The sequence below is a fragment of the Pseudonocardia sp. C8 genome (assembly GCF_014267175.1).
Taxonomy (GTDB): Bacteria; Actinomycetota; Actinomycetes; order Mycobacteriales; family Pseudonocardiaceae; genus Pseudonocardia.
Window position 1 is genome coordinate 5,125,481 of the sequence record NZ_JACMTR010000002.1, and the last position, 18,258, is coordinate 5,143,738.

Here is an 18,258-nt window from a genome sequence, read left to right on the forward strand (position 1 = left end):
ACGCATGGCGCGCCTGCTCCTTCGCCGCCGCGGCGGGGTCTGACCGACCGGCCCCTCGTCGCGGGGTCTCGCGTGTCCGCCGGTCGACGACCGTCCGACACCCCCAGGAGCACCTTCCGTGACCACGTCTCCCGACGCCTACTCGTCCCGCGCCAGCAGCAACGTCCGCACCCCCGTGGGCCCGGCGCACCCGTCCCAGCCCGCGTGGAACCGCCAGCGCGGCTCGCAGATGCCGGTCCACCGGTACAAGCCCTTCGGACAGCTGGTCGAGCCGGTGTCGCTGCCGGACCGCACCTGGCCGGACACGGTGATCGACAAGGCCCCGCTGTGGTGCGCGGTGGACCTGCGTGACGGCAACCAGGCCCTGATCGACCCGATGAGCCCGCTGCGCAAGCGGCGGATGTTCGACCTGCTGGTACGCATGGGCTACAAGCAGATCGAGGTCGGCTTCCCGGCGGCGAGCCAGACCGACTTCGACTTCGTCCGGGAGATCATCGAGCAGGACGCGATCCCGGAGGACGTCCAGATCCAGGTCCTCACCCAGGCCCGGCCGGAGCTGATCGAGCGCACCTTCGCCGCCTGCGAGGGCGCGCACTCGGCGATCGTCCACCTGTACAACTCGACGTCGATCCTGCAGCGCCGGGTCGTGTTCCGGTCCGACCGGCCGGGCATCACCAAGATCGCCACGGACGGCGCCGAGGACGTCTCGCGGTTCGCCGAGAAGTACCCGGACACCGACTGGACGTTCCAGTACTCGCCGGAGTCCTACACCGGCACCGAGCTGGAGTACGCCGTCGAGATCTGCAACGCGGTCAGCGCGATCTGGCAGCCGACGCCCGAGCACCCGATGATCGTCAACCTGCCGGCGACGGTGGAGATGGCGACCCCGAACGTGTACGCCGACTCGATCGAGTGGATGCACCGCCACCTGGACCGCCGGGACGCGCTGGTGCTGTCGCTGCACCCGCACAATGACCGCGGCACCGGCATCGCGGCCGCCGAGCTGGGCTACCAGGCCGGCGCGGACCGGATCGAGGGCTGCCTGTTCGGCAACGGAGAGCGCACCGGCAACGTCGACCTGGTCGCGCTGGGCATGAACCTGTTCACCCAGGGCGTCGACCCGCAGATCGACTTCTCGGACATCGACGAGATCCGACGGACCGTCGAGTACTGCAACCAGCTGCCGGTGCCCGAGCGCCACCCGTGGGGCGGCGACCTGGTCTACACCGCCTTCTCCGGCTCGCACCAGGACGCGATCAACAAGGGCTTCGCGGCGATGGAGGCCGACGCCGCCGACGCCGGGCGCCCGGTCGCGGACCACCCGTGGGAGGTGCCGTACCTGCCAGTCGACCCGAAGGACATCGGCCGCACCTACGAGGCCGTCATCCGGGTCAACTCGCAGTCCGGCAAGGGCGGCATCGCCTACATCATGAAGACCGAGCACCACCTGGAGCTGCCGCGCCGGCTGCAGATCGAGTTCTCGCACGTCATCCAGGCCTTCACCGACTCCGAGGGCGGCGAGGTCGAGCCGAAGGCGATGCGCGACGCGTTCGACCTGGAGTACCTGGGCCGGGAGACGCCGCTGAAGCTGGTCCGCCACCGCGTCACCAGCGACGGCGAGGGCCGGGACGAGATCGTCGCGACCGTCCGGGTGGAGTCCGACCTGCACGAGATCACCGGCTCGGGCAACGGGCCGATCGCCGCGTTCGTCGACGCGCTGGCCGGGATCGGGTTCGACGTGCGGGTGCTCGACTACCACGAGCACGCGATGGGCGGCGGGGACGACGCCCGCGCCGCCGCGTACGTCGAGTGCGCCGTCGAGGACAAGGTGTTCTGGGGCGTCGGGATCGACAGCTCGATCACCAGCGCCTCGCTCAAGGCTGTCGTGAGCGCGATCAACCGCGCGATGCGGTAGCAGCGCGCCGGGGCGGTCCGGCCGCCCGCGTGGCGGCCGGACCGCCCGGTGCCGGGCTCACGCGCCGTGGCGGGACGCCGAGCGGTAGCGGTCGCGGTAGCCCGCGATGACGGCCCGGGAGGCGTCCGGCTCGAGGGCGAGCCCGCGGACGTCGGCGAGCACGGCCCGGTAGGTCTCCAGGTCCCCGGGCGAGTCCAGGAACGTCTCCCCCGCGTGACCCTCGGTGTGCACGAGGTCGGAGCCGAGCTCGTCGGGGATCTCCAGGACGGCGAGCCGCCCGGTGTGCGCCCGGTGCACGCCGGTCGAGAACGGCAGCACGAGCAGGATGACGTTCGGCAGCCGGGACAGCTCCAGCAGCAGGTCGAGCTGCTCGGCCATCACCTCCGGCCCCCCGCTGCCCCTGGCCAGCACCGACTCGTCGATCACCGACCGGAACCGCAGCGGCGGCGTGCCGGTGAGTGCCTCGTGCCGGCGCCGGCGCAGGTGCACGAGCTGGTCGATCTCCCAGTCGTCGTGTCCGGGCAGCCGCGCGCGGAGCACCGCACGGGCGTACTCGGGGGTCTGCAGCAGCCCGTGCAGCACGGACAGGTCGAACGCGTCGATGCCGGTCGCGTCGGTCTCGACCGCGGTGTAACGGCCGGGCGCGGGGAGCACGTAGCGGTCGGTGCGGAGCCCCTCGGTGAACGGTTCCCACCAGCCGCGGGTGCGGCTCTGCGCCACGAGCCGGTGCAGCATGTCGGCCTCGACGTCGGCGACCCCACCGTAGAGCGCGAGCAGGGCGTCGACCTCGGCGATCCGGGGCACCGCCTTGCCGTTCTCCAACCGGCTGATCTTGGACGTCGAGCAGCCGAGGCCACGTGCGGCGTCCTCCAGCTTCAGTCCCGCGTTGCCGCGCAGGCGACGCAGCTCCGCACCGAGACGCCGCCGCGCGCCGACCGGCTCCTGCTCCACCACGCCCTCCCGCAATCTCGCTCGTTATGCAAGTTTCATCGATTCTGCAATTGCAGGGCACCCCCCGGTCCGGCATCCTTGAGGTGTCCGGACGTGACGGGCACCACATCGCCCGGGGCGGCCGGGTGGGACCGGAGGATCAGCAGCGCAGGAGGGGGAACGAGATGATCCGCAGGGCACGGGTTCCGCACGCCGGCAAGCACGAGCGCGCCCGCACGGGGCGGTGGACACCGTGATCACGCTGGTGACGCTGGTCCTCGCCGGGCTGGCGGTGATCGTCCTGACGGCGATCGTGATCGGGGTGACCGACGCCCGGCAGCGCACGGCGTGGCGCCGGATCGCGGCCGAGCGGCGGCGGGCGTGGGAGCGGCGGCAGCGGCAGCTGCACGGCGGCCCGCACCACGTCGACGCCTGGGCCGACGAGGACACGGACTGACGACGCGCCCGGGCCACGGCCCGGGCGGGGACGGTCGGCGTGGCAACGGGGGGTTGCTGCGCCGCCCGGCCGGGCCGGTCCCCTACAGGGACCGGCGCCCGGCGAGCGCGCGGCCGAGCGTCATCTCGTCGGCGAACTCCAGGTCTCCGCCCATCGGCAGGCCGGAGGCGAGCCGGGTGACGGTCAGCCCCGGGAAATCACGCAGGAGCCGGACCAGGTAGGTCGCCGTCGCCTCGCCCTCGGTGTTGGGGTCGGTGGCGATGATGACCTCGGAGATGGCGGTCTCGTCCTCGGCCGGCCCGGTGCCGCCGAGCCGGGCGAGGAGCTCGCGGATCCGCAGGGTGTCCGGCCCGACACCGGCCAGCGGGTCCAGCGCGCCGCCGAGCACGTGGTAGCGCCCCTTGAACTCCCGGGTCCGCTCGACGGCCAGGACGTCCTTGGGTTCCTCGACCACGCACACGAGGGACGGGTCCCGGCGGGAGTCGGAGCAGTACCGGCACCGGGTGCCGGCCGCGACGTTGCCGCAGACCTCGCAGAACGCGACGCCCTGCTTGACGGTCTGCAGGACCTCCTGGAGCCGGGCGATGTCCGCCGGGTCCGCCGCCAGCAGGTGGAAGGCGATGCGCTGGGCGCTCTTCGGACCGACGCCGGGCAGGCGGCCGAGCTCGTCGATCAGGTCCTGGACCGGTCCCTCGAACACCTCAGGCGCCCGGGAGTCCCAGGCCGCCCATGTCGAGGCCGCCGGCGAGCGGGCCCATCTTCTGCTGCTGCAGCTCCTGCGCGCGCCGGACGGCGTCGGCGAGCGCGCCGGTGACCAGGTCCTGGAGCGTCTCGACGTCCTCGGGGTCGACGACCGTCGGGTCGATCTTCACCGAGCGCGGTTCGAGACCGGCGGTGACGGTGACCTCGACGAGGCCGTTCCCGGCCTGGCCCGTCACCTCCGCGGCGGCGAGCTCCTCCTGCACCTGCTGGAGCTGCTGCTGCATCTTCTGCGCCTGCTGCAGGATCGTCTGCATGTCGGGCTGACCGGGTTGCACGCGTACCCCTCGCTGTCGGTCCCGGCTCACGCGTCCAGGGGGCTTCCCCCGACACGGCCGGTGCGGGCGTCTCCCCCTCCAGCGTAGCCGTGTCAGGCTGTCCCACCGTGCACGCCCCGATCCGTTCCGCCGCCGCGCTCCTCGCAGCCACCGCCCTGTGCAGCGCCTGTGCCGCCGTGCCGGGCGCGTCGGCGACGCCACCCGCCCGGGCCACCGTGCAGTCGGCCGCCGCGACGGCCCCGGCCGCCCCGGTCGTGCTGCTCGACCCCGGGCACAACGGCGGCAACCGGGCCGCTAGGGACGCGATCGACCGCCCGGTGCCGGACGGTCGCGGCGGCACGAAACCGTGCAACACGACCGGGACCGCCACGGCGGCCGGCTACCCCGAGCACGCCTTCGCCTGGGACCTCGCCCAGCGGGTCCGGGCCCGGCTGGAGGCCTCCGGGGTGCGGGTGGTGACGACCCGCGGCGCCGACGACGGAGTCGGGCCCTGCGTCGATGCGCGCGGCGCGGCGGGCGGCCGGGCCGGCGCGGTGGCCGCGGTGTCCCTGCACGCCGACGGGGCCGCGCCGTCGGCCCGGGGCTTCCACGTCGCGCACGCCGACCCGCCGGTGCACGGCACCGGGCCCGCGTCCCGGCGGCTGGCGACCGCGCTGCGGGACGCGCTGCGCTCGGGCCGGTTCAGCCCGGCCGGCTACATCGGGCGGGACGGTCTCGACGGCCGCGACGACCTCGCCGGGCTGAACCTGTCCACGGTGCCGACCGCGCTGGTCGAGGCGGGGAACATGCGCAACGCCGAGGACGCCGCCGTGCTGGCGAGCGCCGCGGGCCGGGACCGCTACGCCGCGGCGATCAGCGCCGGCGTGCTCGCCTACCTCGGGCGGTGACCGTCACCGGGGTTCGATGGTCCGGGCGCCCAGCTGCTCCTTGAGGATGCCCAGCGCGGCGGCCTCCGGGTCCCGCCGGGCCGCCGGCGAGGCCGCCTCGGCAGCCGCCTCGGCGAGCATCGCCTCCTCCTCGTCGGCCTGGCTGGCCGGTGACGACCGGGCCGCGTCCCCGTTCCCGGACGGGCGCCGGGGCCCGGGCTCGTCGAGGTCCGGTGGGGCGTCCTCCGGCGGCGGTTCGGGCGGCAGCGGGATGTCGCCGTCCGGGGCCGGGGACCGCCGCGCGGGCCCGGCCTGCGGCGGAGGGGTCTGCTGCCGGCCGGGCTGCTGCGAGGGCCGCTGCGGGACCGGGCGCTGCGGCCGCTCCGGGGCGGCCCGGCGAGGCGGCCCGGCCGCCTCGCCCTGGTCGCAGCGCACCCGCCACTGCACGCCGAGCACCGCCCGCAGCGCCTCGCTGATGACGTCGGTGTTGCGTTGCTCCGAGAGCCGGCGCGCCAGCGGCGGCGCCGCGATGGCCAGGACGAGGGTGTCCCCGTCGACCGCCCGCACGGTGGCGTTGACCAGCAGCGCCTCGGTGCTGCGGCTGCGCTGCCGCACCGCGGAGAGGATCTCCGACCAGACCCGGCGGACGGCCGTGGCGTCCAGCGACCCGGCCGCCGGCGCGGGCTGCGCGGACGCCGGCGGGGCCGCGTCGGGGGGCGCACCGTCCCGGGGTGGGGCCGGGCGGGTGCGCTCCGGTGGGGTGGGTGCGGCCGCCTGCGCCTCGGGCGCCGTGGCCTCGCGTGGCCGGCCCTGCCCGGGCGCGTCCGCCGGGTGGGTGCCCCCGTCACCGGGGACGGGCCGGGTGGACGCCGGCGGGGTCGCCTCCTCGGACGGAGTGGTCGCGGCGGAGCCGTCGCCGCCGGGCCCTCCGCCGTCCGCGGCCGCACCGCTCGCCGCCTCGGACCCGGAGGCCGCCGGGCCATGCCCGGTGGCCGCGGCGCTCGCCGCCTCGGACGCGGCCGGTCCCGCACTCCCGGAATCGGCCGCCCCGGTGTCCCCGGGCGGTCCCGGGTCGGCTGGGCCGGCCGCCCGCTCGCTGGGGCGCACGAACCGCTTGGCGGGTGCGCCGCCGTCGTCGGCGCCGTCGGAGACGATCGCGTTCCGGCGTTCGATCCGTTCCAGCCGCTCGAGCAGCCCGCCGTCCGAGGTGGTGGCGGCGGGCAGCAGCATCCGGGCGCACAGCAGCTCGAGCAGCAGCCGCGGCGCCGTCGCACCTCGCATGTCGATCAGGCCCTGGTGCAGGATCTCGCCGTACCGGGTGAGGGTGGCCGCGCCGAGCCGGGCCGCCTGGTCCGCCATCCGCGACAGCTCGTCGTCCGCGCCGTCGACGAGGCCCTGCTCGGCGGCGTCCGGGACGGCCTGGATCAGCATCAGGTCCCGGAAGCGCTGCAGCAGGTCGCTGGCGAAGCGGCGCGGATCGTGCCCGGCCTCGACCAGGCGGTCCACCGCGCCGTAGACGGCGGCGGAGTCGGCCGCGGCGAGCGCGTCCACCGCGTCGTCGATGAGCGCCGAGTCGGTGACGCCGAGCAGGGCGACCGCCCGGTCGTAGGTGACGCCCTCCGGCCCGGCCCCGGCCAGAAGCTGGTCCAGCACCGACAGCGTGTCCCGGGCGGAACCCCCGCCGGCCCGGATGACCAGCGGGAACACCGGCGGCGCGACGGTGACGTGCTCCTCGCCGCAGATCCGCTCCAGCAGCGAGCGCATGGTCCCCGGCGGGATCAGCCGGAACGGGTAGTGGTGGGTCCGCGACCGGATCGTCGGGAGGACCTTGTCCGGCTCGGTCGTCGCGAACACGAAGACCAGGTGCTCCGGCGGCTCCTCGACGATCTTCAGGAGCGCGTTGAAACCCTGGTTGGTGACCATGTGGGCCTCGTCGACGACGAAGACCCGGTAGCGCGACTCGGCGGGCGCGTAGAACGCCCGGTCCCGCAGCTCGCGGGCGTCCTCGACACCACCGTGCGAGGCCGCGTCGAGCTCGACGACGTCGATGCTGCCCGGCCCCTCGGGTGCGAGCGCCACGCACGACGCACACTCCCCGCAGGGATCGGGTGTCGGCCCCTGCTCGCAGTTCAGCGAACGGGCGAGGATCCGGGCCGACGACGTCTTCCCGCAGCCACGCGGCCCCGAGAACAGGTAGGCGTGATTGATCCGCCCCGCGGACAGGGCCGTGGCCAGGGGCTCGGTGACGTGCTCCTGCCCCACGACGTCGGCCAGCTTGGCCGGGCGGTACTTGCGGTACAGAGCCAGAGCCACGGACGCGAGGCTACCGATGACCCCCGACTGTTCCCGACGACGGCAGGAACTCGAGAGGGCCCGGGACATGAGGGGACCCCGCGCACCCGCCAGAGCCTGCTGACCCTTGCTGCCTTCCGGCCCTGGGGGAGTTCACAGGATGGACGCCGCACGGGGTCCACGGACAGTGTGCCACGAACACCGCGCCGCGGGGACGAGGGGGCGGTGCCGCACCGCGTGCCACGGCGGGTAGCCTTGTTCGCGGAGGATTCGCCTAGTGGCCTAGGGCGCACGCTTGGAAAGCGTGTTGGGAGCAATCCCTCACGGGTTCAAATCCCGTATCCTCCGCCAGCCCGAACGGGCCGAGCGCCGGACACTCCACCGCGGGGTGCCCGGCGTTCGTCGTTTCCGGGCTCGTGCGCGGCCTCCGCAAATCCGTTGACGGACCGCGGGCGGCCGCTGCTAGCTTCCCGGAGGCCGTGCGAGAGATCGAGGAGGTGGTACCCGTGAACGCATCGACATGGGTGCTCCCCTCCGGGGTCACGGTCGGACGATAGGCAGGTCGTCCGGGAGCGCCGTTCGCGAGCACTCCCGAGAGGCACGACCATGCATGTCATTTCCGAGCAGCGGCTCGACGACACCGTTCTCGAACGCGAGTTCGTCCTCGGCGAGGTCCCCGGCACCCTGTGGACGCCGGGATCCACGGCGGCCCCGCTGATCCTCATGGCCCACAACAACGGCCTGCCCAAGAGCGACCCCCGGCTCGTGGCCCGGGCCCGGCAGTTCGCGACGCGCGGGTACGCGGTGGCCACCATCGACGCCGCCGGGTGCGGTGACCGGCCCCGGTCGGCCACCGAGGAACGGGCCCGCGCCGACCTCCGCCGGGCGGTGCAGGCCGGCGGACCGGTCGACGAGGTCTTCGAGTCCGTGGTCGGCCCGCTGGTCGAGCGGGCGGCACCGGAATGGCGGACCACCCTCGACACCCTCCTGTCGCTTCCCGGGATCGCCGGCCCGGTCGGGTACTCGGGGTGGACCGCCGTGGGCATCCGGCTGGCGGTGACCGAACCGCGAATCGCGGCCGTCGGCCTCTTCGCCGGGGGGTTCGTGCCCCGCACCCAACGCGAGGAGGCCCGCCTGGTCACCGTTCCACTGCTGTTCCTGCTGCAGTGGGACGACGAGGGGAACCCCCGGCAGCGGGCGCTGGACCTGTTCGACGCCTTCGGCAGCACGCAGAAGACGCTGCACGCCAACATGGGCGGGCACGTCGGCACCCCGTGGTTCGAGGTGGAGGACGCGGGTCGGTTCTACGACCGGCACCTGCGGTGATCGGGTCAGGGGTCACTTCCGCCAGAAGAGGTGGTGCGTGACCCCGCTCGAACTGGGCACGACGTCGAGGTGGAAGCGGTCACGGAGCTCGTCGGGAGACTCCCAGAGCCGTACCCCGGATCCGAGCTTCACCGGTGCGACCACGACGTGCATGGTGTCGACGAGGTCCGCGTCGAGGAACTCGCGGATGACGGAGGTTCCGCCGCCGAGACGGACGTCCTTGCCGTTCGCGGCCGCTCGTGCCCGTTCGAGGACCGTTGCCGGGTCACCCTGCACGAAGTGGAACGTCGTGTCGCCGAGGCTGAACGACGGACGCTCATGGTGGGTCAGCACGAACACGGGGGTGTGGAACGGCGGCTCGTCGCCCCACCAGCCGCGCCAGTCGTGGTCCGCCCAGGGACCACGCTGGGGGCCGAACTTGTTGCGCCCCATGATCTCGGCCCCGATGTTACGGGTGAAGTCCCGGGTGAAGTAGTCGTCGAGGCCGCGGCTTCCACCGGGATCCGTGCGGTTGGGCCAGCTCGCGGTGGCGCCGGCCCACGCGAACATCTCGCCGGGGTCGGCATGCCCGAACGGTCGCTCGAGGCTCTGGTTCTCGCCGGCGCCGAACCCGTCGCTGGAGACGGTGAAGTTCTGGACTCTGAGCATCTGGGTCACAGGGGGTACGACTCCCGGTGCCGCGCAAACTCATCGCCGCCCGCTCAGCGGGTGCGCAGCGCCGTGTCCAAGGCCGTCATGAGCCGGGCGACGCGGTTCACCCCGTCAGGCGGCGGTGGGTACCGGCGGACGATGTCGGCGAGCGCAGGCGTCGCACGCAGCCGGGCCCGCTCGATGTACAGGTCTCCGGTGGCAGGATCGCGCCCGGCAGCCAGCTCCGTAGCGCGCGCCGCGTGCGCGGCGGGGCGCAGGATGTGCCCGACCTGGGACGTCCGGGCCCGGATTGACGTCCACTCCCACACCGCCCCGGGTGGATGGAGGTACGCCGCCGCGGCCGCATCGCCGGCCGCGCGCGCCGAGTGCACAGCCGCCTCGATCGTCGCCTCCTTCGCGGCCCGGTGCGCGTCGAGAGAGGTGACGCGCTGCAGCCGGGATCGTGCCGCGCCGCCGACGAAGGCTCGCGCCGCGTCGATCGCCGCGCGCGGGCGTCGGTCGTGCGGATGCGGGTCCTCGAAGATCGGCAGGACGTCCTCGGCGCACTCGACGGCATAGCGGGTGACCACGCGGAGGTCCTCCGTCGTCAACCCGGCATCGTCAGGTCCGGCCTGCACCACGGGTGCATTGTGTCGGGCGGCCCCGTGACCGGTCAGGGTCCGGCGCGGCTGGTGTAGGTGTGCCCGGTCGGGGTGGTGGTCCGCACGGTGTGCGGCTGGTCGCCGAGTCCGTCGTGGATGACCTCGGCGGTCCAGCCGGGTAGTTCCTTGATCTGGTTGCCGCGTACGCAGGTGCCGCGGCCGTTGGTGTAGCTGGTGGGACCGCCTTATGCGTCGGGGTGGATGTGGTCGATGTTGCGGCACGGTGCCCCGCAGTAGGGGTCCCGGCAGCGGTCGTCGTCCCGGATCCGGATCAACGCCGCGAGCACGCCGTCGAAGTAGCGGCGCCGGGGGTCGGCGCCGATCAGCGGTCCGCCGGCCGGTCGGGTGAACAGGCGTCGCCACCAGCGGCGGCCCTTGGTGCCGGCCAGGACCTCGCGGGCGAGGCAGGCCGGGATCGGGCCGTGCCCGACCACCTGCGCGGTGGCCGGGGAGCGGGGGTCGACCAGGGCGTCGACCGGGATGACGATGCCGACCTCGACGTTCACATCGGCGGCTTCGGTTTGCCCGGTGAGGCGTTCGACCAGGGTGTCGGCCATGACCTGGTCCCGGTTACGGGGTTCGTCGCCGACCCCGACCGTGGTGTCGGCGTGCCGGCGCAACGCGGCCAGCGCGGCGACGCCTTGTTCGACCGGCACCAGGGCGGAGAGCACGGCCATGGTGTCCGGGGCCGGCCGCAGGGTGACCCGGCGATCCTTACGCGCGGTACGGCCCCGCTGGACATAAGCGGCCTTGTCCGCCCGGTAGGCGAGGTCGCGGACCTTCAACGCGGCCTGGCGCGGGTTCAGGTCCTCGATCCGGGTGGCGACGATCTGGGTGTCCACCTGCCGGCGCAGCTCCGCGGTCAGGTGCCGGGTCTCGGACACCACCTGGGTGGCGATGTCTTCGGAGATCCGCCCGGCCACCAGCAGGCCACGCACGCCGGGCAGGTCGGCGCGCAGGGTCCAGGCGGTGTTCAACCGCCGCGACCCGGCGGTGGGCGAGATGCGAGAAGCGAGGGCGATCTGGTCGGCGATCCCGCGCTGCACCTTGCTGGGGTGGATGTCGCCGCGGGCGAGCGTGTCTTCGACCTGGGCGCGGGCGAACCCGATCGCCTCGGTGTGCTGGGCCGCGGCGACCGCGCCACGGAGTTTCTCCAGCAGCGCGATCCGGTCGATCCGGGTCGCCGCGGTCACCCCGCCGGTGGGGTCGGTGTCGGTGTCGGCGAGCGTGGACAGCTGGTCGAGCATCGCCGACAGCGCGGCGGTGACCGGGTCCCCGCCGTCGCTCGACTTCGCTCGCATGTTCGAATTCTATCGTGTGGCCACGCCATCTTCTGGCCGTTCGGCGCACCGAAGGACCGCTCGCCGCAGGCTCACGGGGCGGTCCGCCACCTCCGACGAGGGCGGCACTCCGCGATCCGTGCCACCAGCGGGCCGTTCGTGGCAACGGTTCTCACGACGTCCGCGCGGACGGCGCCCTCGCCGCGAGCCGCCGCCGGCCCAGCAGCCCGTGTCGCGGGCCGAACAGGTACGCGAGCGTGAACTCCACCGTCAGGCAGACGACGACCGACCCACCGGTGGAGACGTCGAGGTGGTAGCTGAGGTAGGTGCCCGCCACCGCCGCAGCGACCGCGACCAGCACCGCGATCAGCAGCATCCGTTCCATCCGGTCGGTCAGCAGGTACGCCGTCGCCCCCGGCACGATCAGCACCGCGACGACCAGCACGATCCCCACCGCCTGCAGCGCGACGACGACGGCCAGCGCGAGCAGCCCGAGCAGCACCGCCTCGGTGCGGCGCGGGTCGATCCCGACCGCGTGCGCGTGCGTGCGGTCGAACGCGACCAGGGTGAAGTCGCGGTGCTTGACCGCCACGATCAGCACGGTCAGCGCGCCCAGCACGAGGATCTGGACGACGTCCGCCCCGGAGAGCCCGAGCAGGTTGCCGAACAGGATGTGGGCGAGGTCGGTGTCCGACGGCGTCGTCGAGATCAGCACCAGCCCGAGCGCGAACAGGCCGGTGAACACGACGCCGATCGCCGCGTCCTCCTTCACCCGCGACGTCCGCCGGACCACCCCGATCAGCGCCACCGCGCCCGCACCGAACACGAACGCGCCCACCCCGAACGGGATCCCGATGATGTAGGACAGCACCACCCCGGGCAGCACCGCGTGCGAGACGGCGTCGCCCATCAGCGACCAGCCGACCAGGGTCAGCCAGCAGGACAGCAGCGCCCCGACCGTCCCGGCGACCACGGCGACCAGCAGCGCCCGCTGCATGAACCCGAACTGCAGCGGCTCGACCAGCCAGGCGATCACGACGCCCCCCGCAGCCCGAACACCCGGCCGAGCACGTCGGGGGTGAGGACCTCGTCCGGGGTCCCGTCGGCGAGCAGCTGCCCGGCCAGCAGCGCCACCCGGTCGCACAGCCGGGACACCCCGCCGACGTCGTGCGTGGACACCAGGACCGTGCAGCCGGCGTCGCGCAGCTGGTGCAGCACGCCGGTCAGCTCGGCCTGCGTGCCGTGGTCGACGCCGGCGAAGGGCTCGTCGAGCAGCAGCAACGGCGCGTCCTGAGCGATCGCCCGGGCCAGGAAGACGCGCTTGCGCTGCCCGCCGGAGAGCCGCCCGATCTGCCGGTCCGCCAGCCCGGTCATGCCGACCCGGTCCAGGGCGGCCGCGACCGCCGCCCGGTCGGCCGGCCGTGCGCGCCGGGCGATCCCCATGCCGGCGTACCGCCCGGTGAGGACGACCTGGTGGGCGACGATCGGGAAGTCCGGGTCGATCTCCTCGGCCTGCGGCATGTAGGCGACGGCCGCCCGGCGGCGGGCTCCGGCCGAGGTCGTCCCCAGCACGCGGACCGTGCCCCGTTCCGGCGCGACCAGGCCCATCACCGCGCGGAACAACGTCGACTTGCCGGAGCCGTTGGGGCCCATCAGCCCGCAGACCGTGCCCGGGTCGAGCCGCAGCGAGACGTCGTCGAGGGCGAGCACGTCACCGTGCCGGACGGTCAGCCCGGTGACCTCGAGCGCGGTCATCGGCGGACCCCGGTGAGGCCTTCGGCGATCGTGCGGGCGTCGTCCCGGAGCAGGTCCAGGTACGACGGGACCGGGCCGCCCGGACCGGTCAGCGAGTCGACGTGCAGCGTCCCGGCCAGCCGCGCGCCGGTCTCCTCGGCCACCCGCCGCTGGGCGGAGTCGTTCACCGTGGACTCGCAGAACACCGCGGGGACCCGGTTCGCCCGGACGAACGCGACGACGTCGGTGATCTGTCGCGGGGTGCCCTCGCCCTCGCTGTTGACCGGCCACAGGTACGCCTCGCGCAGGCCGGAGTCGCGGGCGAGGTAGGAGAACGCGCCCTCGCAGGTGACCAGCACCCGCTGCGCCGGCGGGATCGAGGCCAGGTCCGCGGCCAGCTCGTCACCCACCGCCCGCAGCTGCGCGGAGTACCGCGCGGCGTTGGCGGCGTACGCGGCCGCGCCCTCCGGGTCCAGCCGGGTCAGCGCGGCCCGGATGTTCTCGACGTACCGGATGCCTGCGGAGGGGGACATCCAGGCGTGCGGGTTGGGCCGGTCCCGGTACTCCCCCGCCGCGATCGGCACGGGTGGCACGCCCTCGCTCGCCACGACCGAGGGCACCTCGGCCCGGTCGACGAACCGCTCGAACCAGCGCTCGAGCCCGAGGCCGTTCTCGATCAGCAGGTCCGCGCCCGCCCCGCGGACGAGATCGTCCGGCGACGGCTCGTAGTCGTGGATCTCCGCACCCGGACGGGTGATCGACTCCACCCGTACCCGGTCACCCGCGACCTGGCGGGTCATGTCGGCCAGCACGGTGAACGTCGTGAGCACGACCGGGCGCGGATCGTCGTCCGGCCGGGGCTGCCCCGAGCAGCCGGCGGCGAGCAGGCCCGCGACCAGCACGACCACTAATGTTCGCCATACCGAAGTCGAGCCGTTAGGCATAGCTAAACCATGCCGGAGAGCCCGGCCGTCGCACAACCCGGGGGCACGACGGCAGGATGCGGCCATGACCGTTCTGCGCTCGATCGTCCTGTTCGCGATCGCCGCCCTGTGCGAGATCGGCGGCGCCTGGCTGGTCTGGCAGGGCGTGCGCGAGCATCGCGGGTGGCTGTGGATCGGTGCCGGGGTGGTCGCGCTGGGCCTCTACGGGTTCGTCGCGACGCTGCAGCCGGATGCCCACTTCGGCCGCATCCTGGCCGCGTACGGCGGTGTGTTCGTGGCCGGGTCGCTGGCCTGGGGCGTGCTCGCCGACGGCTTCCGGCCGGACCGCTGGGACGTGACCGGTGCCCTGATCTGCCTGGCGGGCGTCGCGGTGATCATGTATGCGCCGCGTCCGGTGTAGACCTGGTCGGACCGGTCACCATCGCTTGCCCGTGCGCGCGGATCGCGCATCATGGGAGGTGGGCCGCCGCCCGGCGGCACCCCGGACGAGACGCGCCGTACCCGGAACGCCAAGACGACGCACTCGCCGGAAAGGGGTGTCATCGTGGCCTGGGTCTACCTGGTCGTCTCGGGTGTGCTGGAGACCGTGTGGGCGGCTGCCCTATCGCAGAGCAAGGGGTTCAGCCGGCTCGGACCGTCGGTCCTGTTCGCGGTCGCGCTGTTCTTCAGCATGGCCGGGCTGTCGCTGGCCCTGCGCGAGCTGCCGGTCGGGACCGCGTACGCAATCTGGGTCGGCATCGGCGCGGTCGGCGCCGCGATCTACGGGATGGTCGCGCTCGGCGAGCCGGCGACGACCGCGCGGCTGCTGTGCCTGGTCGCGATCGTCGGTGGCGTCGTCGGGCTCAAGGTCCTCCACTGAGGCCCGGCGGTCGAGGGCCGAAGCAGCCGCACTGAGGCCCGGCGGTCGAGGGCCGAAGCAACAACACTGAGTGCGGACGAGGACGGTGGGGCCGGCACCGTGGCGCCGGCCCCACCGCCTCCTGGGAGCCCCTTACTCGAAGGGTCCGTTGAGGAGCCCGCCGGCCGGGCCCTCGACGTATCCGGGGTTCAGCGCCGGGAACTCGGTCTCGGTGCCGTTGACCCCGTCGGGGCGGTTGCCCGGGAGGTGGCTGTCGGCCGCGTCGGCGAAGCCGCTCCCCGCGGTGCCGGTGAGGCCCTCCACCGCGCCGACGACCTGCGTCGGGCTCTGCGTGCTCGGGTAGCCGTGCCCGTCGCCCTCGTCGGCAGCGGCCGCGACCCCGGCCGGAAGCAGTCCCACGGCGCCCAGGGCGCCGGCGGCGATCAGCGAGCGCCGCGTCCGGTTCTTCATCAATCCGTCCTCTCCTCCAGCGACACCGTCACATGTTGTCGGCGCCGGCCTTGATCGCCTCGCGGATCCGGTTGTAGGTGCCGCACCGGCAGATGTTGCGGATCTCGTCGAGGGCGTCGTCGTCGATCGACCGGCCCTCCTCGGCGCACCGCTTCACCAGCGCCACCGCGGCCATGATCTGGCCGGGCTGGCAGTAGCCGCACTGGGCGACGTCGTTGTCGATCCAGGCCTTCTGCATCGGGTGCAGCTCGTCGCCGTCGGCGAGCCCCTCGATCGTGGTCACCTCGTCCGACTCGGAGAGCGCACCGACCGGCACCGAGCACGGGTTGAACGCCTTGCCGTTGATGTGCGACGTGCAGGCCTTGCAGACGTTGATCCCGCACCCGTACTTGGGGCCCTTGACCCCCAGCAGGTCACGCAGGACCCAGAGCAGCCGGACGTCGTCCTCGACGTCGACGGAGACGAGCTCGCCGTTGACCTTGAACGTGTGTGTCGACATGGACGGTCTCCTTCTCAGCGGGCGTAGTCGAGGCCGTTGGTCGGCGACGGCGGGACCGGCGGCACCGTCGGGTACGGCTCGAACGGGAGCGGCTCCTTGTGCAGGATCGGGAAGTACTCCGGCACCGTCCCGGTGGCACGGGCGTAGGCGTTGGCCACCGCGCCGCAGGTCGGCGCGACGCCGAGCTCCCCGACGCCGCCGGGCTCCGGCCGCCCGTTGTCGACGATGAAGATCTGCATGTCGAGCGGGGTGTTCCACTGCCGGGTGTAGAAGTAGTTGTCCCAGCTGGCCTCGATGAAGTGACCGTCCTCCAGGTGCAGGCCGGAGGTCAGCGTCATGGCGATACCGTCGTTGATCCCGCCCATGAGCTGGGCCCGGTACCCGAGCGGGTTGATGATCAGGCCGCCGTCACTGGCGAAGACCACCTTCGTGACGCGCGGGCCGGTGCGGGCCGAGCGGACCTCGCGGTTGACCGTCTCCGGCCGGCAGTCGATCTCGACCAGGCACGCGGCGTAGCTCTTGTACTCGACGTGGAAGCCGAGGCCCTGGGCGGTGCCCTCCTCCATGGAGCGGCCCCAGTTCCCCTCCTCCGCGACCTTGTCCAGCACCGCGCGCATGGCGTCGTTGCGCAGGAACTCGCGGCGGAACTCGTAGGAGTCCTTGCCCATCTTCGCCGCGATCTGGTCGACGATCAGGTCGCGCGCGGTGCACACGTCCGGCGAGTACACGTTGCGCATCGAGCAGGTGTTGAACCGCAGGTCGACCTCGGTGAGCGTCCGGGTCTGGGCCCCGAAGTCGTAGGGCGTGTTCTGGGTGAGCTCCCAGATCGCCTCGGAGACCCCGACCTGGCCGAGCGGCGCCTTGGCCGCCGCCGCGGTGACCGCGTCGCCGAAGCCGTGCCCGAAGTCGGTGGTGACGCTCGTGTGCCGCTGCTCGAAGCTGACGACCGACTCGCCGCTCACGACGGCCCGGATCCGGGAGGTCGCCATCGGGTGCGTGCGGCCCTGCCGGGAGTCGTCGGCCCGGGTCCAGACCAGGCTCACCGGCTTGCCCATCTTCTGCGAGACCTCGGCGGCCTCCTTGGCCGCGTCGCCGAACAGCCGGCGCCCGAACGAGCCGCCGCCCTCCACGACGTGCAGGGTCACCGCGCTGACCGGCATGCCGAGCAGCTCGGCGATGTCGTGCTGGACGGTGATCGGGATCTTCAGGGCCGACCAGATCTCGGCGGAGTCCTCGCGGACGTCGGCGATCGCGGCGTTCGTCTCCAGCGCGGAGTTGCTGCGGAAGTAGAACGCGAAGTCACCCTCGACGGTCTCGCCGGGCACGGACGGCACGGCCAGCGGCAGCTCGGCGGCGCGGACCTTCTCCAGCACGGACTCGTCGTTCTCGCCCTCGACGGTGCCGCCGTCCCACTGGACGCGCAGCGCGTTGACCCCGTCGATGGCCTGGCCGGTGGTCTTGGCCCGGACCGCGACGCCGGTGCTCACCATCTCCACGTCGGTGACGCCCGGCATGTTGCGGACCTCGTCGGCGTTCTCGACGCTCTGCGGCTCCGAGTTCAGGTACGGGCCCCGGCAGATCACGGTCGGCAGCGCGTCCGGGACCTGCATGTCGGCGAGGAACTCCTTCTTGCCGGTCACGATCGCGCGGGCGTCCGCCTTGGTCCGCTCGGTGCCGATGACCGTGAACTCCTCGCGCGGCTTGAGCGCGACCTCGACCTGCTTGGTCACGTCGCTGGCCGCGGCCTCGGTGAGGTCGGAGAACGGGATCGCGCTGCCGCCGGCTCCGGTGATCAGCCCGGAGCGGCTGGTGAGAGTGTCGACGTCCTGCCCGAGCATGTGGGCCGCGGCGTCGAGCAGCCGGCCCTTCGCGATGGCGGCGGCCACCCGGATCGGCGTGAACGTCGAGAACGTCGTGCTGGACCCGCCGGTGAGCTGGTTGAACACCAGCTCGGGGCGCGAGTCGGCCAGCGTGACGTGCACCTGGTCCGGGTCGAGGTCCATCTCCTCGGCGATGATCATCGCGGTGGAGGTGATGATCCCCTGGCCGTTGTCCGAGCGGGGCAGCGCGAACGAGACCGTGCCGTCCCGGTTGACCTCGACCTTGATCAGGTTGGCGGTGGGCCGGGACGAGTCGCGGATCGCGTCCAGCAGGTCGTAGACGTCCGCGGTCTGCGGCGGCGACGGGATCGCCGCCGCCGAGGCGTCCGGCGGGGCGAACAGCTGCTGGCGGCCGAGTTCGGCCGCGACCACCAGCGTGGGCGCGGCGACCAGGTATCCGAGGAAGCGGCGGCGGCTGACGTCGCGGCGCTTCTCGCGTGCACGTGTCGGGGCAGACATCGTCGTCCTCTCATCTCCTCCGGCGGCCCTGGTTCGGG

The 18,258-nt window shown here is 73.3% G+C and carries 19 protein-coding genes, 1 tRNA gene, 1 other RNA gene and 1 riboswitch; of the genes, 7 read left to right on the forward strand and 14 right to left on the reverse strand.

Going from position 1 to position 18,258, the window contains the following annotated elements:
• Window positions 1-118 precede the first annotated feature (118 nt).
• On the forward strand, window positions 119-1,915 hold the full coding sequence (leuA, locus tag H7X46_RS24400) for a 2-isopropylmalate synthase (protein ID WP_186361587.1): 1,797 nt from the start codon (window positions 119-121) through the stop codon (window positions 1,913-1,915).
• Between the two features lie 57 nt (window positions 1,916-1,972).
• Here the strand turns inward: leuA and H7X46_RS24405 are convergent, their stop codons facing one another.
• Window positions 1,973-2,866: a helix-turn-helix transcriptional regulator gene (locus H7X46_RS24405; RefSeq protein ID WP_186361588.1), complete on the reverse strand. Its 894-nt coding sequence runs from the start codon at window positions 2,864-2,866 to the stop codon at window positions 1,973-1,975.
• Between the two features lie 232 nt (window positions 2,867-3,098).
• On the opposite strand from H7X46_RS24405, the gene H7X46_RS24410 reads away from it, so the two are divergent.
• Window positions 3,099-3,302, forward strand: coding sequence for a hypothetical protein (locus H7X46_RS24410; RefSeq protein WP_186361589.1), 204 nt, complete (start codon window positions 3,099-3,101; stop codon window positions 3,300-3,302).
• A gap of 82 nt (window positions 3,303-3,384) precedes the next feature.
• On the opposite strand, the gene recR is transcribed toward H7X46_RS24410, so the two are convergent.
• Together recR and H7X46_RS24420 are read right to left on the reverse strand one after the other, a co-directional pair.
• Window positions 3,385-4,002: a recombination mediator RecR gene (gene recR / locus H7X46_RS24415; protein WP_186361590.1), complete on the reverse strand. Its 618-nt coding sequence runs from the start codon at window positions 4,000-4,002 to the stop codon at window positions 3,385-3,387.
• 1 nt (window position 4,003) lies between these two features.
• Window positions 4,004-4,318, reverse strand: a complete 315-nt coding sequence (locus tag H7X46_RS24420) for a YbaB/EbfC family nucleoid-associated protein (RefSeq protein ID WP_222132378.1) — start codon at window positions 4,316-4,318, stop codon at window positions 4,004-4,006.
• A gap of 128 nt (window positions 4,319-4,446) precedes the next feature.
• Between H7X46_RS24420 and H7X46_RS24425 the strand changes: the two genes are divergently transcribed.
• Complete coding sequence (locus H7X46_RS24425; RefSeq protein ID WP_370588938.1) at window positions 4,447-5,226, forward strand: N-acetylmuramoyl-L-alanine amidase; 780 nt, start codon at window positions 4,447-4,449, stop codon at window positions 5,224-5,226.
• Window positions 5,227-5,229: 3 nt separating this feature from the next.
• Here H7X46_RS24425 and H7X46_RS24430 read toward each other — a convergent pair whose 3' ends face one another.
• Entirely contained in the window at window positions 5,230-7,518 is a 2,289-nt protein-coding gene (locus tag H7X46_RS24430) for a DNA polymerase III subunit gamma and tau (protein ID WP_370588939.1), read from the reverse strand.
• Window positions 7,519-7,585: 67 nt separating this feature from the next.
• An RNA gene (gene ffs / locus H7X46_RS24435) (signal recognition particle sRNA small type) lies at window positions 7,586-7,680 on the reverse strand.
• A gap of 80 nt (window positions 7,681-7,760) precedes the next feature.
• On the opposite strand from ffs, the gene H7X46_RS24440 reads away from it, so the two are divergent.
• A tRNA-Ser gene (locus H7X46_RS24440) sits at window positions 7,761-7,848 on the forward strand.
• Window positions 7,849-8,103: 255 nt separating this feature from the next.
• Entirely contained in the window at window positions 8,104-8,823 is a 720-nt protein-coding gene (locus H7X46_RS24445) for a dienelactone hydrolase family protein (protein ID WP_186361592.1), read from the forward strand.
• 12 nt (window positions 8,824-8,835) lie between these two features.
• Here the strand turns inward: H7X46_RS24445 and H7X46_RS24450 are convergent, their stop codons facing one another.
• The 6 genes from H7X46_RS24450 to H7X46_RS24475 all read right to left on the reverse strand — a co-directional run bounded on the left by H7X46_RS24450 (window position 8,836) and on the right by H7X46_RS24475 (window position 14,037).
• Window positions 8,836-9,480: a dihydrofolate reductase family protein gene (locus tag H7X46_RS24450; RefSeq protein ID WP_186361593.1), complete on the reverse strand. Its 645-nt coding sequence runs from the start codon at window positions 9,478-9,480 to the stop codon at window positions 8,836-8,838.
• 44 nt (window positions 9,481-9,524) lie between these two features.
• A complete protein-coding gene (locus H7X46_RS24455) occupies window positions 9,525-10,064 on the reverse strand; it encodes a putative immunity protein (protein WP_222131416.1) in 540 nt (179 codons plus the stop codon).
• 236 nt (window positions 10,065-10,300) lie between these two features.
• Window positions 10,301-11,416, reverse strand: a complete 1,116-nt coding sequence (locus H7X46_RS24460; RefSeq protein WP_255426211.1) for a DUF222 domain-containing protein — start codon at window positions 11,414-11,416, stop codon at window positions 10,301-10,303.
• A 151-nt stretch (window positions 11,417-11,567) separates the two neighbouring features.
• A complete protein-coding gene (locus H7X46_RS24465) occupies window positions 11,568-12,428 on the reverse strand; it encodes a metal ABC transporter permease (protein ID WP_370589086.1) in 861 nt (286 codons plus the stop codon).
• Entirely contained in the window at window positions 12,428-13,150 is a 723-nt protein-coding gene (locus tag H7X46_RS24470) for a metal ABC transporter ATP-binding protein (RefSeq protein WP_186361594.1), read from the reverse strand. Before H7X46_RS24470 ends, H7X46_RS24465 begins: the two co-directional genes overlap by 1 nt.
• Window positions 13,147-14,037, reverse strand: a complete 891-nt coding sequence (locus H7X46_RS24475; RefSeq protein WP_370588940.1) for a metal ABC transporter substrate-binding protein — start codon at window positions 14,035-14,037, stop codon at window positions 13,147-13,149. Before H7X46_RS24475 ends, H7X46_RS24470 begins: the two co-directional genes overlap by 4 nt.
• A gap of 100 nt (window positions 14,038-14,137) precedes the next feature.
• On the opposite strand from H7X46_RS24475, the gene H7X46_RS24480 reads away from it, so the two are divergent.
• Together H7X46_RS24480 and H7X46_RS24485 are read left to right on the forward strand one after the other, a co-directional pair.
• Entirely contained in the window at window positions 14,138-14,473 is a 336-nt protein-coding gene (locus H7X46_RS24480) for a YnfA family protein (protein WP_186361596.1), read from the forward strand.
• Window positions 14,474-14,530: 57 nt separating this feature from the next.
• Window positions 14,531-14,597: riboswitch (guanidine-III (ykkC-III) riboswitch) on the forward strand.
• Window positions 14,598-14,617: 20 nt separating this feature from the next.
• Window positions 14,618-14,932, forward strand: a complete 315-nt coding sequence (locus tag H7X46_RS24485) for an SMR family transporter (RefSeq protein ID WP_186362880.1) — start codon at window positions 14,618-14,620, stop codon at window positions 14,930-14,932.
• Window positions 14,933-15,064: 132 nt separating this feature from the next.
• Here the strand turns inward: H7X46_RS24485 and H7X46_RS24490 are convergent, their stop codons facing one another.
• The 3 genes from H7X46_RS24490 to H7X46_RS24500 are packed head-to-tail and all read right to left on the reverse strand — an operon-like array spanning window position 15,065 to window position 18,220.
• The gene (locus H7X46_RS24490; RefSeq protein WP_186361597.1) at window positions 15,065-15,382 is read right to left on the reverse strand and encodes a hypothetical protein; all 318 of its coding nucleotides are present in this window, start codon (window positions 15,380-15,382) and stop codon (window positions 15,065-15,067) included.
• 28 nt (window positions 15,383-15,410) lie between these two features.
• Window positions 15,411-15,881: a (2Fe-2S)-binding protein gene (locus tag H7X46_RS24495; RefSeq protein ID WP_186361598.1), complete on the reverse strand. Its 471-nt coding sequence runs from the start codon at window positions 15,879-15,881 to the stop codon at window positions 15,411-15,413.
• Between the two features lie 14 nt (window positions 15,882-15,895).
• Window positions 15,896-18,220, reverse strand: a complete 2,325-nt coding sequence (locus H7X46_RS24500; protein WP_186361599.1) for a molybdopterin cofactor-binding domain-containing protein — start codon at window positions 18,218-18,220, stop codon at window positions 15,896-15,898.
• Between the last annotated feature and the right edge of the window lie 38 nt (window positions 18,221-18,258).